The 14,831-nt window shown below is 51.1% G+C and carries 15 protein-coding genes; 2 read left to right on the top strand and 13 right to left on the bottom strand.

Annotated features, from left to right (window positions below; translation table 11 throughout):
* Positions 1–85: 85 nt before the first annotated feature.
* Positions 86–718: a TetR family copper-responsive transcriptional repressor ComR gene (gene comR, locus BEB54_RS06105; RefSeq protein WP_001356845.1), complete on the top strand. Its 633-nt coding sequence runs from the start codon at positions 86–88 to the stop codon at positions 716–718.
* A 62-nt stretch (positions 719–780) separates the two neighbouring features.
* Here the strand turns inward: comR and BEB54_RS06100 are convergent, their stop codons facing one another.
* From BEB54_RS06100 to hinT, 8 genes are all read right to left on the bottom strand, one after another.
* On the bottom strand, positions 781–1,320 hold the full coding sequence (locus BEB54_RS06100; RefSeq protein WP_001563799.1) for a glycine zipper 2TM domain-containing protein: 540 nt from the start codon (positions 1,318–1,320) through the stop codon (positions 781–783).
* 226 nt (positions 1,321–1,546) lie between these two features.
* The gene (ndh, locus tag BEB54_RS06090) at positions 1,547–2,851 is read right to left on the bottom strand and encodes an NADH-quinone dehydrogenase (protein WP_000211045.1); all 1,305 of its coding nucleotides are present in this window, start codon (positions 2,849–2,851) and stop codon (positions 1,547–1,549) included.
* Between the two features lie 405 nt (positions 2,852–3,256).
* A complete protein-coding gene (ycfP, locus tag BEB54_RS06085; RefSeq protein WP_000587933.1) occupies positions 3,257–3,799 on the bottom strand; it encodes an alpha/beta hydrolase YcfP in 543 nt (180 codons plus the stop codon).
* Positions 3,800–3,821: 22 nt separating this feature from the next.
* Positions 3,822–4,847 (bottom strand): beta-N-acetylhexosaminidase, encoded by a 1,026-nt coding sequence (gene nagZ / locus BEB54_RS06080; RefSeq protein ID WP_105277126.1) that lies wholly within the window; start codon positions 4,845–4,847, stop codon positions 3,822–3,824.
* A 10-nt stretch (positions 4,848–4,857) separates the two neighbouring features.
* Positions 4,858–5,682, bottom strand: a complete 825-nt coding sequence (gene thiK, locus BEB54_RS06075) for a thiamine kinase (RefSeq protein ID WP_105277125.1) — start codon at positions 5,680–5,682, stop codon at positions 4,858–4,860.
* Positions 5,663–6,304 (bottom strand): penicillin-binding protein activator LpoB, encoded by a 642-nt coding sequence (gene lpoB / locus BEB54_RS06070; RefSeq protein ID WP_000594311.1) that lies wholly within the window; start codon positions 6,302–6,304, stop codon positions 5,663–5,665. Before lpoB ends, thiK begins: the two co-directional genes overlap by 20 nt.
* Before the next feature lie 13 nt (positions 6,305–6,317).
* Entirely contained in the window at positions 6,318–6,695 is a 378-nt protein-coding gene (locus BEB54_RS06065) for a YcfL family protein (protein ID WP_001225293.1), read from the bottom strand.
* Between the two features lie 2 nt (positions 6,696–6,697).
* Positions 6,698–7,057, bottom strand: coding sequence for a purine nucleoside phosphoramidase (gene hinT / locus BEB54_RS06060; protein WP_000807125.1), 360 nt, complete (start codon positions 7,055–7,057; stop codon positions 6,698–6,700).
* Between the two features lie 333 nt (positions 7,058–7,390).
* On the opposite strand from hinT, the gene fhuE reads away from it, so the two are divergent.
* Complete coding sequence (fhuE, locus tag BEB54_RS06055; RefSeq protein WP_105277124.1) at positions 7,391–9,580, top strand: ferric-rhodotorulic acid/ferric-coprogen receptor FhuE; 2,190 nt, start codon at positions 7,391–7,393, stop codon at positions 9,578–9,580.
* A gap of 59 nt (positions 9,581–9,639) precedes the next feature.
* On the opposite strand, the gene ptsG is transcribed toward fhuE, so the two are convergent.
* The 5 genes from ptsG to yceG all read right to left on the bottom strand — a co-directional run bounded on the left by ptsG (position 9,640) and on the right by yceG (position 14,829).
* Positions 9,640–11,073, bottom strand: coding sequence for a PTS glucose transporter subunit IIBC (gene ptsG, locus BEB54_RS06050; RefSeq protein WP_000475716.1), 1,434 nt, complete (start codon positions 11,071–11,073; stop codon positions 9,640–9,642).
* 293 nt (positions 11,074–11,366) lie between these two features.
* The gene (locus BEB54_RS06045) at positions 11,367–12,164 is read right to left on the bottom strand and encodes a metal-dependent hydrolase (RefSeq protein WP_000480245.1); all 798 of its coding nucleotides are present in this window, start codon (positions 12,162–12,164) and stop codon (positions 11,367–11,369) included.
* Between the two features lie 10 nt (positions 12,165–12,174).
* Entirely contained in the window at positions 12,175–13,179 is a 1,005-nt protein-coding gene (gene holB / locus BEB54_RS06040) for a DNA polymerase III subunit delta' (protein WP_105277123.1), read from the bottom strand.
* Positions 13,176–13,817, bottom strand: a complete 642-nt coding sequence (gene tmk / locus BEB54_RS06035; protein WP_105277122.1) for a dTMP kinase — start codon at positions 13,815–13,817, stop codon at positions 13,176–13,178. Before tmk ends, holB begins: the two co-directional genes overlap by 4 nt.
* The gene (yceG, locus tag BEB54_RS06030; protein ID WP_000756841.1) at positions 13,807–14,829 is read right to left on the bottom strand and encodes a cell division protein YceG; all 1,023 of its coding nucleotides are present in this window, start codon (positions 14,827–14,829) and stop codon (positions 13,807–13,809) included. The genes tmk and yceG overlap by 11 nt, the downstream gene beginning before the upstream one ends.
* Positions 14,830–14,831: the final 2 nt, after the last annotated feature.

The raw sequence follows: 14,831 nt of genomic DNA, 5'->3' as shown, positions 1-14,831 counted from the left end.
TATTTTTATGGTTTGTGGACTGGTGAACGGAGGTGATTATTTTTATAATAACCTTTCATTCACAGTCACCAGGTACAACGGCATCATGGCAACTGACTCAACACAATGTGTAAAAAAAAGCCGTGGCCGCCCAAAAGTGTTCGACAGGGATGCCGCGCTTGATAAGGCCATGAAATTGTTCTGGCAGCACGGTTATGAAGCGACTTCTCTTGCGGACCTCGTCGAAGCGACCGGAGCCAAAGCGCCCACGCTATACGCGGAATTTACCAACAAAGAGGGGTTATTCCGCGCCGTACTCGACCGCTATATCGATCGTTTTGCCGCTAAGCATGAAGCACAGCTGTTTTGTGAAGAGAAAAGCGTGGAGTCTGCGCTGGCTGACTATTTTGCTGCCATCGCCAACTGCTTTACCAGCAAAGACACCCCGGCTGGCTGCTTTATGATCAACAACTGCACCACCCTCTCCCCGGATTCCGGAGATATCGCCAATACGCTGAAATCACGCCATGCGATGCAAGAGCGCACTTTGCAGCAGTTTTTATGTCAACGACAAGCGCGCGGGGAAATCCCGACCCACTGTGATGTGACGCATCTGGCTGAATTCCTTAATTGTATTATTCAGGGGATGTCGATCAGCGCACGCGAAGGTGCATCGCTGGAAAAACTGATGCAGATTGCCCGAACGACTTTGCGTTTATGGCCCGAACTGGTGAAATAAGGCGCAAAAAAAAGCCCCTCAGCCTGAGCGAATGGGGGGCTAAATTGCAGAATACAGCCTTGTTATACTTTGTTATTCAAAATCAGTTGCCCGTTGCCATCTAACGGGATCTGCGTACCCGGATCGCGGTCCATGCGGATTTTGCCCTGCTGATCGCCAATCTTATAGGTCACATCATAACCGAGCATTTTTTCTGACTTGTCATACACCGTTTTACAACGCTGTTGCGTAGTCGTGTAAGTATCGCTTTCCTGGAGAGAGCCCTGGATCTGGTTACCGGCATAGCCACCTCCCAGCGCCCCCACAACAGTGGCGACATCTTTACCGCGACCACCGCCAAACTGATGCCCTATCACGCCGCCAGCAACAGCGCCGAGCACCGACCCGGTAATGCGATTTTCATCCTGCACCGGTCGACGATGGGTCACTGTGACGTTGCGACACTCCTGACGCGGTGTTTTAACCGTTTCCTTGATTGGGGTTGCAGAAACAACCTGAGCGTATTGCGGGCCACGTTCAAACACGTTCAGACTGGCCACTGCCGCTACGCCCAACGCAGCTGCGACACCAATCCCTATACCCGCCAACATTGATTTATTCACGGGAACACCTCCTTCTTTGCTGTTATGCCAATCATGCAAGTGAAGGAGAAAAGCAGCTATCAGACAGAAGATGAAAAGCGCGGGAATGGCTGGAAATACTTAGGGATTCGGAGGAGTCTGAAGGAATGCCTGATGCGACGCTTAACGCGTCTTATCAGGCCTACCGCTCGTACCATTTGTCCAGGGCGGATAAGGCGTTTACGCCGCATCCGCCAGTACAAGCCGATTAATGCAACTTCAAACGTGGACGGATAACGCGGTTAATACTCCCCACCAGCATCATTAATCCGGTTTTAAAGTAACCATGCAGCGCAATCTGATGCATTCTGTATAGCGAGATGTATACAAAGCGCGCAATTCGTCCTTCAATCATCATTGAGCCGCGCGTCAGGTTACCCATCAGGCTACCGACGGTGGAGAAGTTCGACAGCGATACCAGAGAACCGTGATCTTTATACTGATAATTTTTCAGCGGCTTACCGTTCATCTGCGCCAGAATGTTGTTCATTGCGCAGGTTGCCATCTGGTGTGCGGCCTGCGCACGCGGCGGAACAAAGCCCCCTTCCGGACGCGGGCATGACGCGCAGTCGCCAATAGCGTATATGTCTGGATCGCGAGTGGTTTGCAGCGTCGGTTCCACCACCAGCTGGTTGATACGGTTGGTTTCAAGACCACCGATATCTTTCAGGAAGTCTGGCGCTTTGATCCCGGCTGCCCACACCATCAGATCAGCCTCAATATATTCACCATCTTTAGTGTGCAGGCCGCCTTCATCAGCACTGGTGACCATGGTTTGCGTCAGCACGCGAACGCCAAGTTTCGTTAACTCATTATGGGCCGCAGCAGAGATACGTGGCGGTAATGCAGGCAAAATACGTTCGCCCGCTTCTACCAGTGTTACGTTCAGGGCTTCGTTGGTCAGGCCTTTGTAACCATAGCTGTGCAGTTGCTTGACCGCGTTGTGCAATTCTGCGGAGAGTTCTACACCCGTCGCGCCGCCGCCGACAATCGCAATGTTCACTTTACCATTCGCGCCCAGGTTGGCGGAGTATTTCAGGAACAGATTCAGCATCTCCTGATGGAAACGACGCGCCTGATGCGGGTTATCGAGGAAAATGCAGTTCTCTTTGACTCCTGGCGTATTGAAATCGTTAGAGGTGCTGCCCAACGCCATTACCAGGGTGTCATAGGCGATTTTACGTTCCGGAACCAGCAGTTCACCTTTCTCGTCGCGCAGTTCTGCAATAGTGATTGTTTTCGCTTCACGATCGATATCAATGACGGAACCCAGCTGGAACTGGAAACCATGATTGCGCGCATGGGCCAGATAGCTCAACGCATCGACGCCTTCATCAAGCGAGCCAGTCGCCACTTCGTGCAGCAGCGGTTTCCACAAGTGGCTGTGGTTACGATCGACCAGCGTAATTTTGGCTTTTTTCTTGCGTCCCAGCTTATGTCCCAGCTGTGTCGCCATTTCCAGCCCACCAGCACCGCCGCCGACAATCACAATTTTTTTCAATGGCGTAGTCAACGTGACCCCCTTAAATTTATTAACCAATTGTTAACTAATGGTTATTAATATAGCTCTTAATTAACAACAGGTTACAGCAATGAAAATGTTCTTCGTTATTGAGAATAACATGAATGGTGCATTGGTCATACCAAAATTGATGTTAATCAAGTTTTGTTGCTGAAAAGATAGGCTGATTTACCGGATGAGATCAAAAAATACAGCTTATTGTTTATTATTTAAACGAATTCAGGAGGGTGAGACGTATATGGAGGGCGTTTGGTAGGCCTGATAAGACGCGAGCGGCGTCGCATCAGGCACATTGCCAGTGTCGGATGCGGCGTGAACGCCCTATCCGACCTACAGAATTTACAGAATCTGGAACGCATCAGGTATCAGCAAGGTTACCTGATGCGACGAGGGCATTTAACCGAGGGTTTTGAACGCTTTAATGCGCTGCAAATGCGGGGAGATATTCTTGAATTTGTGCGTCTGCTCTTCGTCCCAGACAATCTCGTAATAATGATGCAACTCTTCAGATGTCCGCTGGCTGTTAAGCGCTTCATCGTTACGCGACAAAATCACCAGACAGCGATCGCGATTCTTCTCGCGGAAGTTGGTCACACACTTAGTGGCAATATCGGCATACTCTTCCGGGCGATCAATCTTGCCTTCCATGTTCTCATAAGGGAACAAATTAGGATTGAAGATCACCTGGCGGATATCGCAAAGAAAACCAATTCGCTCCGCCCAGTATCCGCCCAGACCAACGCCGCATATCAGCGGACGCTCATCGACGTTTAGTTGCAGCATTTTGTCCACTTCTTTGAGCAGATGCTGCATATCATGTTTCGGATGCCGCGTACTGTAGCTTATCAAGCGTACATCCGGGTCAATAAACTGCAATTGTAAGACTTTCTCGTGGTTACCCGGACTGTTAGAGTCAAAACCGTGTAAATAGATAATCATCGCTTCCTCACATAAGCCAGGGTTAGTGACCTGCTTTCTCTTCCTGCCAGCGTTCATGTAACTGATTCAGACGGGCGCTGATCTCTTTCCAGCGAGCCGAGTCCATCAGTTCCTGTCGCGAAAATGAACCTTTATGATACAAACGTGTAACACGTTCTGCCTTGATCGGTGACAGATTATCTAACACGCTGACGGCCCCTTTACGATTATTGCAGACCAGGATCATATCGCAACCCGCATCCAGTGATGCCTGCCCGCGTTCGGCATAACTGCCCATAATCGCGGCACCTTCCATCGATAAATCGTCGGAGAAAATCACGCCGTCAAAACCCAGTTCCTGGCGTAAAACGGTTTTCAGCCAGTGGGGAGAACCGCTCGCAGGACGCGGATCGACATCACTGTAGATCACATGCGCAGGCATAATGGCGTCGAGTTTATTTTCACGGATTAATGCGCTGAATACCGACATATCCTTGGCACGAATTTCCGCTTGTGGACGAGGGTCACGCGGCGTCTCTTTGTGTGAGTCTGCCGTTACCGCACCATGCCCAGGGAAGTGTTTACCGGTGGTTTTCATTCCGGCTTCATGCATGCCATCAATAAAGCGGCTGGCCATTGCCAGGGCTTTTTCGGGATCGGCATGATAAGAACGCTCGCCAATCGCCGCGCTTGTGTGCCCGACGTCCAGCACTGGCGCAAAGCTGATATCAATATCCATAGCAATCATTTCGCAGGCCATGAGCCAACCGGCCTCTTGCGCCAGTTTTCCACCTTCTTCCATTCCCAACAGCGCAGCGAATGACTGTGCCGCTGGCAAGCGGGTAAAACCTTCACGAAAACGCTGCACACGCCCACCTTCCTGATCCACCGCCACCACCAGATGATTGCGCGAAGCTGCACGGATCTGGCGCACCAGTTCGCGTAACTGGGCAGGATCGTGATAGTTACGCGTAAAGAGAATCAGCCCTCCTACCAGCGGATGCGCCAGTATTTCACGCTCTTCCGCGTCCAGTTCGTAACCTTCGACATCCAACATTACTGGACCCACACTGCTCTCCTTATTGTTTTATTGATAGCTGCCGCCAGGTGTCATCGGCAAGCCTGATAAATTGTTGATCGCCGGTTTGTCGCCAGCGGTACTCAAACCACCCAGCTTTGAGCATCAGCAGCCAGGGAAACCATCGCCTGACCTGATGCCATAATTGCGCCGGATTAATCTTCGCGCGCGCGGCATAGTCATTAACCAATCGCCGATGCTGGTCAGTATTTTCCACCCACACCGCCGCCAGTTCCAGCGCGATATCACCATCTCCGGCATACTCCCAGTCGATAAGTTTTAATCCTGACGCGCTATGCACTAAATTTCCGGCGTGGATATCCATATGCAATGGACACAAGCGTAAAGGCTGTGGTTCCCGCGCTTTGCGGAGACGTTTTAACATTCGCAGCCAACCCGCTGTCCGCCGCACCGGATCGCTTTGCTGCCAGTACAGTTCCAGTAACGGCAGCAGCGTTATTCGCCAGCCAAAACGCGGCTGTTGATGTAGATAATACAGCAAGCCTGCCAGTTCGTTGGTATCCGGCAAATGCGTTTTTACCTCGCCGGGCAGATAGTCGACCACCATCCAGTCACGGAGATATAAATGCGGCTTCGGTGCAATGCATGCGGGTAGTTGTGATAAAGCCCGATACTGGCGCAAGAACGCGAACCGCGGCGCATCAGGATCGTGCGGCTGACGCACAACAAAACGCTGGCCCTGATGTTCAATGAGAAAACTCCCGCCGCTAAGCCCACTATTAAACGTCGTGACGGGATGAAATTGCGGGAAAAAGCGCGACAGCAATTCGTCGCGCGTGATGGGATTATTGCTGCGAAACGGCACCTTTACCTGACCAGATAATTTCGCCCGTCTGCACCAGCATTAGCTGCATTTGTAGGGTCGGAGCGTTAACGTTGCCAGAGGCGCTGGAGTACAGCACGTAATGAGCACCGACGTTGCGGGCAATGCCTATGGCTTTACTACGGGTGCCTAAACTGTCCTGCGGCGACAAACCTAACTGTTGCTTAGCCATCGACAGTTGCTGGGCGGAAACCAGGGTAAATTTACCGTTATTAGCCAGCGCATTTCGCAGCGTTTCGGTCGCTTCTGCGGCATTCAGCGAACCGTTAGTACGGTTGTTGACGCTATCAACCAGCAGGACGCTACCCGCAGTCACGCCGTCAGCCCCAAGCATCTTACTGACCATCGGCTGCATTGCGCCATTCCAGTCATAATGGCGAATATGCGGCGCAGGCGGTGCGGTTTGATCTTCATGCTCAATTGGCCCTGGCTGCTGCGGGATCGTCGGCACCGAGGGCACTGTGGGCACAGGCTGTTGTGGCTCGGCAGGTTGTTCCGGCGCTGGTTTCACTTCTTCTACCGGTGCAGGTTCACGTTGCCCCACACACCCGGCGAGAAACATCGCCAGCGCGGCAATCAAAGCGTAGCGACTCATTTTTATCATCAAGATTCACCCCTTACAAATATAGATAAAGTCTGACTTTGTGCGCCCCCAGAAAATTGGCGCTGCCGTATAGCGTTACCGCCGAATGTGCGGGAATGGTAACGCTGCGTGGCGTTTCCAGAGGATGCATCTCAAGTCCTCTGGCGTCATACCAGTAAAAACGATAATGAACGGTAACGGGTTCTTGCCTTTCGTTATAAAGCGTTGAGGATGCTGAAGGTTGAATATCAGACGTTGAAAGGACGGGCTTTTCTGCACTGATGCCCGCAGCCAATAAAGATGACTCCATCACCAGCGATTGCTCATCATTCACCGGAATTTCCGGATGTGAACGACAGCCCACCAGCACTAACAACGCCAGAGACACCAGCCCAAAGCATCCTTTTCTCATCGTTACAGACCTTTATGCGCCAGCATTGGTCCCAGCGGACGGCCACCCAACAAGTGCATATGGATGTGATACACCTCTTGTCCGCCATGGCGATTGGTGTTCATGATCAGACGATAGCCATCTTCGGCAATACCTTCTTGCTCAGCAATTTTTGCCGCTACGGTGATCATGCGTCCCAGCGCCTGCTCATGCTCAGCAGACACGTCGTTCACAGTCGGAATGAGGATATTTGGAATGATCAGAATATGCGTTGGCGCTTGCGGCGAAATATCGCGAAACGCCGTTACCAGATCATCCTGGTAGACGATATCGGAGGGGATCTCACGACGAATAATTTTGCTAAATATAGTTTCTTCTGCCACGACATTTTCCTTTTTCAAATAGCCATGCGTTGCGCCATGCTACGCCGCGCCATACTGCGAGTATAGAGTATGGTCGAGTTAAACCTGCTCTTTCAACCTTAACTCACGATTTCTTAAGCAAAAAATCGTTTTACTGCCGTATATATCGTCATTATTCCCATTTCTGCCTGCGAATTCGCTGAAAAGACATTCTCTGTTTGGTTTACACGCCAAATATGAATGCGTATATTTCTCATTTGCATTTACATGCAAAATTATTCGCACACTATATATAACCGCTCATCATCCTCCTCCGGCATGAGCCTGACGACAACATAAACCAAGAGATTTCAAATGCTTTCAACACAATTTAACAGGGATAATCAACATCAAACCACCTCCAAACCGTCACTACTCGCCGGTTGCATAGCACTGGCACTCTTACCTTCCGCCGCTTTTGCTGCACCAGCCACTGAAGAAACGGTGATTGTTGAGGGTTCCGCCACTACTCCAGTTGATGACGAAAATGATTACAGCGTAACGTCTACCTCTGCGGGTACCAAAATGCAGATGACTCAACGTGATATTCCTCAGTCGGTCACTATTGTTAGTCAGCAGCGGATGGAAGATCAGCAGTTACAAACGCTGGGCGAAGTGATGGAAAACACGCTGGGGATCAGCAAAAGTCAGGCGGATTCCGATCGTGCTCTTTATTATTCCCGCGGATTCCAGATCGATAACTATATGGTTGATGGTATCCCCACCTATTTTGAATCGCGCTGGAATCTGGGCGACGCACTTTCTGATATGGCACTGTTTGAACGCGTAGAAGTAGTGCGTGGCGCGACAGGACTCATGACCGGTACGGGTAATCCATCTGCGGCAATTAATATGGTTCGAAAACACGCGACCAGTCGTGAATTTAAAGGCGATGTCTCGGCAGAATACGGTAGCTGGAACAAAGAACGGTATGTAGCGGATTTACAAAGTCCACTCACCGAAGATGGTAAAATCCGCGCGCGAATTGTCGGCGGCTACCAGAATAACGACTCATGGCTGGACCGCTACAACAGTGAAAAGACCTTCTTCTCCGGCATTGTTGATGCTGATTTAGGCGATCTTACGACGCTTTCAGCCGGTTACGAATATCAGCGCATTGATGTTAATAGCCCAACGTGGGGCGGTTTACCGCGCTGGAATACTGATGGCAGCAGCAACAGTTACGATCGCGCACGCAGTACCGCACCTGACTGGGCGTACAACGATAAAGAGATCAACAAGGTCTTTATGACCCTGAAGCAGCGGTTTGCTGATACCTGGCAAGCGACACTGAATGCCACCCACTCCGAAGTCGAATTTGACAGCAAAATGATGTATGTCGATGCCTATTTAAACAAAGCGGATGGTATGCTGGTTGGGCCATACAGTAATTATGGACCTGGCTTTGATTATGTCGGCGGCACCGGTTGGAACAGCGGCAAACGTAAAGTTGATGCGCTGGATTTGTTCGCTGACGGTAGTTATGAATTGTTTGGTCGTCAGCACAATCTAATGTTTGGTGGCAGTTACAGCAAACATAACAATCGTTACTTCAGTTCATGGGCCAACATCTTCCCGGATGAAATTGGCAGTTTCTACAACTTTAATGGCAATTTCCCACAAACCGACTGGTCACCACAGAGTCTGGCGCAGGACGATACCACACATATGAAATCGTTATATGCTGCCACTCGTGTCACCCTTGCCGATCCGCTGCATCTGATCCTCGGCGCACGTTATACCAACTGGCGGGTTGATACGCTGACTTACAGCATGGAGAAAAACCACACCACGCCTTATGCTGGTCTGGTGTTTGACATTAATGACAACTGGTCGACCTACGCCAGCTATACCTCTATTTTCCAGCCGCAAAATGATCGTGACAGTTCAGGCAAATATCTGGCTCCAATCACCGGTAACAACTACGAGCTGGGTCTGAAATCGGACTGGATGAATAGCCGTCTGACCACCACGTTAGCCATCTTCCGTATTGAGCAGGATAATGTAGCTCAGTCCACCGGTACACCTATCCCCGGCAGCAACGGCGAAACCGCCTATAAAGCGGTGGATGGGACAGTCAGTAAAGGTGTGGAATTTGAACTCAACGGCGCAATTACCGACAACTGGCAGCTGACGTTTGGCGCAACGCGCTATATTGCAGAAGATAACGAAGGAAACGCCGTTAATCCTAATCTACCACGCACCACGGTTAAAATGTTCACCAGCTATCGGTTGCCTGTCATGCCAGAGTTGACGGTCGGCGGTGGTGTTAACTGGCAAAATCGCGTGTATACCGACACCGTGACACCGTATGGCACCTTCCGCGCCGAGCAAGGTAGCTACGCGCTGGTGGATCTCTTCACCCGCTACCAGGTGACGAAAAACTTCTCGTTACAGGGGAACGTCAATAACCTGTTCGACAAAACCTACGATACCAACGTGGAAGGTTCTATCGTCTACGGCGCACCGCGTAATTTCAGCATTACCGGCACGTATCAATTCTGAATAACACCTGTAAAAAAGGCAGCCATCTGGCTGCCTTAGTCTCCCCAACGTCTTACGGATTAGTGGTTACGGATGTACTCATCCATCTCGGTTTTCAGGTTATCGGATTTAGTACCGAAAATCGCCTGAACACCAGAACCAGCAACCACTACGCCCGCTGCGCCCAGTTTCTTCAGGCCTGCCTGATCCACTTTAGACACATCAGCAACGCTGACGCGCAGACGGGTAATACATGCGTCGAGGTTAGTGATGTTTTCTTTACCACCAAACGCAGCAACCAGAGCCGGTGCCATTTCGCTGGTACCTGTCGCTTTTGCATCATCAGTCGCGTCTTCACGACCCGGCGTTTTCAGATCCAGTGCTTTAATCAGCACGCGGAAGATGGTGTAGTAAACAATTGCATAACCGATACCGACGATCGGGAACAGCCACAGTTTGCTGCTGTTACCAGACAGAACGATGAAGTCGATCAGACCGTGCGAGAACGACGTACCGTCACGCATCCCCAGAAGAATACAGATTGGGAATGCCAGGCCTGCCAGAATCGCGTGGATGATGTACAGGATCGGCGCAACGAACATGAAGGAGAACTCGATCGGCTCGGTGATACCGGTCAGGAACGAGGTCAGCGCCGCGGAGATCATGATACCGCCCACTTTCGCGCGGTTTTCCGGTTTAGCAGAGTGCCAGATAGCAATTGCGGCAGCTGGCAGACCGTACATTTTGAACAGGAAGCCGCCAGACAGTTTACCCGCAGTCGGGTCACCCGCCATATAACGCGGAATGTCGCCGTGGAAAACCTGACCTGCAGCGTTGGTGTATTCACCAATCTGCATCTGGAAAGGTACGTTCCAGATGTGGTGCAGACCAAACGGTACCAGGCAACGTTCGATGAAACCGTAAATGCCAAACGCAACTACCGGGTTCTGGTAAGCAGCCCACTGAGAGAAGGTCTGGATTGCAGAACCAATAGGCGGCCAAATGAAGGACAGCACAACGCCAGTAAAGATGGCAGCCAGGCCTGAAATGATCGGCACAAAGCGTTTACCGGCAAAGAAGCCAAGATACTCAGGCAGCTTAATACGGTAGAAACGGTTAAACATGTACGCTGCGATCGCACCGGAGATAATCCCCCCGAGTACGCCAGTATCCGCCAGGTGTTTAGAGGCGATTTCTTCAGCAGGTAAATGCAGTACCAGTGGCGCAACCACGGCCATGGTTTTAACCATGATGCCATAGGCAACAACTGCGGCCAGCGCGGATACGCCATCGTTATTGGTAAAGCCGAGGGCGACACCGATCGCAAAAATCAGTGGCATGTTTGCAAAGACGGAACCGCCTGCTTCTGCCATAACATGCGATACAACGGCGGGCAGCCAGCTGAAATTCGCGGAACCGACGCCCAGCAGAATACCTGCGATAGGCAGTACGGATACCGGCAGCATCAGCGATTTACCGACCTTTTGCAGGTTAGCAAATGCATTCTTAAACATAATTGAGAGTGCTCCTGAGTATGGGTGCTTTTTTACGTTCTCACGCGTGGCAAGGGGGGAGAGCCTCGCCGTGTACAGGGCATCTAAGCGCCCTTTATTTATTACACAGAGTAAAATAATTCAGTGCCGATTTGTTTGACGGCTATCACGTTTCAACTTCAGATCATTGGAGAAGTTGCACATTTTGACAAAACATATGTCACAATATTTCAAACGTGGTTATTCACCGCCCAATTTTCGGCGGTGAACTTTACTCGTTTTAGCCATTAATTACGAGCTTTAAAAAAACTCATTCAACGGATGGATTGAAGGCGGGAAGCGTCGATGTGAAACAGACGGGCGAAGTTATCGGTGGTTACCTGCGCCAGTTCTTCAACGGCAACACCTTTCAACACAGCCATGTATTCTGCAACGTCACGAACCATCGCAGGTTGATTCTCTTTTCCTCGATGCGGAACCGGTGCAAGGTAAGGTGAGTCAGTTTCTACCAGTAACCGATCGAGGGGGACATAACGCGCGGCATCGCGCAGTTGCTCCGCATTACGGAAGGTCACAATGCCGGAAAAGGAGATGTAAAATCCGAGATCCAGTAATTTACCCGCCGTTTCTCTGTCCTCTGTAAAACAGTGTAGTACGCCACCGCAATCCGTCACTTTTTCTTCGCGCAGAATTGCCAGCGTATCGGCGCGGGCGTCACGGGTGTGGACGATAACCGGCTTGTTCAGTTCACGACCAATCTGGATATGATGGATGAAGGACTCTTGCTGCCGTACTTTAGTTTCCGGCGTGTAATAATAATCCAACCCGGTTTCACCCAGCGCAACAACGCCCTCTTCTGCCGCCAGACGGCGTAAATCTTCTACATCGTAGGGATCATTCTGGTTGAGTGGATGCACGCCACAAGAAAATACGACGTTGTCACGTTCGCCTACCAGATCCCGCATGTGTAAATAACCCGGTAATGTTGTGGCGACTGCCAGACAAAATTTCACATCGCGTGCGGCGGCTTTCGCCAGAACGTCATCCACGTCCTTATGCAAAGATTCATAATCCAGACCATCGAGATGGCAGTGTGAGTCGACTAAAAACATGATGTCTCTCTTAAAGATGAGGAACCGGTAGCACAACGCCCGGTTGCAGGTAATGCTCAATACGCAGTAAAAGATCGGTGATGAGAAGCTCGCGGTTAATACCTGTGACAGACATTAACTGTTCACGAATGTGGCAAACATCCCCCAGTATAGCCTGCAGACGCGAGGGAGAAAGATGGTTTGCCAGTTCGACGACCAGGCCCGGCACATCAACATTGGTAACCTGCGCAGCGCCATGATGGCGTTTTAGCGCATCCATCAGCAACGTTGCCAGCCAGTGTAAACGCGCCGGAGCTTGTTCATGATTAAGGGCCGCTAGCAGCGAATACCAGTCGCCCGATTGCACGCTATATGCCAGCGCCTGACACAATGTTTCACGAGCCTGCCAGATATCTCCCTGAAACAACGCCAGTGCCGCACCAGGCGAACCGGCGCTTAAGCGCAATGCGGCAAGTAATGTATCCTGTGACATTGTCACTTCGCGTGAAAGCCAAGTCACGGCGTACTGTTCCGGCGGCGGCGCAAGGTAATGTAACCGACAACGACTACGTAATGTTGCCAGTAAACGTTCAGGCTCGCGGGTAGCAAGGAAAAACCAGGTTTCTGCTGGCGGCTCTTCAAGCGTTTTCAGCAATGCGTTAGCCGCAGCGTCGGTCAGTAAGGCAGCATCGGTTACCCAGACAACTTTTGCACCGCCTAAGCGTGCGTGCTCATTCAGCTTTTCGGTAACTTCACGTACCGCATCAATGCCCAGCGCATTTTTCCCTTTTTCGGGAGCCAGGGTGTAATAATCGGGATGCGTGCCAGCCTGCATCAACTGACATCCACGACAGTGACCGCAACTTTTGTGGCCCTGCGGTTGTTGGCAGAGTAAATAACGGCTCAGGGCGTAGATTAAAGCATCCTCGCCCATACCCGGTAACGCCTGAATGAGTAGCGCATGGTGACCTCTTCCGGCCTGATAGCTGGCTACCAGTTTTTCGAAATCAGGTCGTAACCATGGATACCATCTCATGCGTTCTGCTCCTTAACCCAATTGGTCACGGTAGTGCGGATTGCATCCATCACGGACTCCAGCGGCTGGGTGGCATCAATGGTATGAATGCTTTTATCTTGTGCTGCCAGTTCCAGATAGCGGGCGCGGGTGCGATTAAAGAAATCGAAAGACTCTTGCTCAATACGATCCAGCTCGCCGCGCGCACGCGCGCGTTTTAAGCCAACTTCCGGGGTAACATCGAGATAGAGCGTTAAGTCGGGGCGAAAATCCCCGAGAACAGCATCACGCAGCGTTGCCAACATATGTTGGTCAATACCACGTCCGCCCCCCTGATACGCTTGAGTAGAGAGATCGTGGCGGTCGCCAATAACCCAAGTGCCGTTAGCCAGCGCAGGTTTGATGACCGTTTCTACCAGTTGAACGCGCGCGGCATAAAACATCAGAACTTCGGCTTTATCGGTAATGACTTCATCGCCTACCGATTTGATATCCAGCACCAGGCTTCTTAACTTTTCGGCAAGTTGCGTACCGCCAGGTTCCCGAGTGAAAACCATGTCGCGGATACCCAGTTGCTCGAGCGTCTCAACCACCACGTTACGCGCGGTAGTTTTGCCTGCGCCTTCCAGCCCCTCAATGACGATATACTTACTGCGCATTTTTTTCCTTAAGCACTTTCAGATAATCCTGCACAGACTTGTTATGACTGGCAAGATTGGTATTAAACGTGTGACCACCTTTACCATCGGCCACAAAATAGAGATACGGCGTTTTTGCCGGATGCGCAGCAGCCTTCAGCGAATCCGCCCCCGGCGTCGCTATCGCACCTGGCGGCAAACCGGTAATGGTATAGGTGTTATACGCTGTCGGCGTTTCCAGGTCTGCACGAGAAAGTTTGCCATTATAACGCTCTCCCATCCCGTAAATCACGGTCGGGTCGGTCTGCAGGCGCATACCAATGCGTAAACGGTTGATAAATACCGAGGCAACCTGATCGCGTTCGCTGGAAACGGCGGTTTCTTTTTCGATAATTGATGCCATCGTCACCAACTGGTTTTTATCTTTATAAGGCAGACCGTCCGCACGCCCTTCCCAGGCGCTATCGACCGCTTTCACCATTTTCTTGTGCGCTCGCTTGAGTAACGCGACATCGGTGGTATTGGCGGTATACATCCAGGTGTCTGGCCAGAACCAACCTTCAATCCACTCCGGGTTTTCCAGTTCAAGTGCCTGCGCTACGGTGGCGTACTTATCGTCGCTCAGCGTGTGTTTGATATACGGGGCCTCACGCAATTGCTTGAGGTAATCGCTCAAACGCATCCCTTCTACCAGTCGCAGAGGGAACTGTGCTTCTTTACCGCTTTCCAGCAATTTCAGCATCTCACGTACGGTCATCTGCGGTGTAAAGCGGTAAGTCCCGGCTTTAAAGTGAGAAAGATCCGGTTCGATACGCAGCAGCCATTGAAAAACCCGTGGGCGATTGATGATCTTATCGGCGTAAAGCTGTTCACCGAGCGCCAGACGTCCGGTCCCTGGCTTCAGGGTAAATATCGTCTCTTCTTTGATAAGCAATTTGCTGTCGGCAAGATGGCGAACCTTCCAGACGCCCACACCAGCGGCGATACCCAGTACCACCAGCAATAACAAGATAATCAATAACACTTTTTTCATGA

This window comes from Escherichia sp. MOD1-EC6021 (assembly GCF_002965245.1).
GTDB lineage: Bacteria > Pseudomonadota > Gammaproteobacteria > Enterobacterales > Enterobacteriaceae > Escherichia > Escherichia coli_F.
The sequence above is the reverse complement of the archived record's forward strand: the minus strand, read 5'-3'. Positions and strand labels throughout refer to the sequence as shown.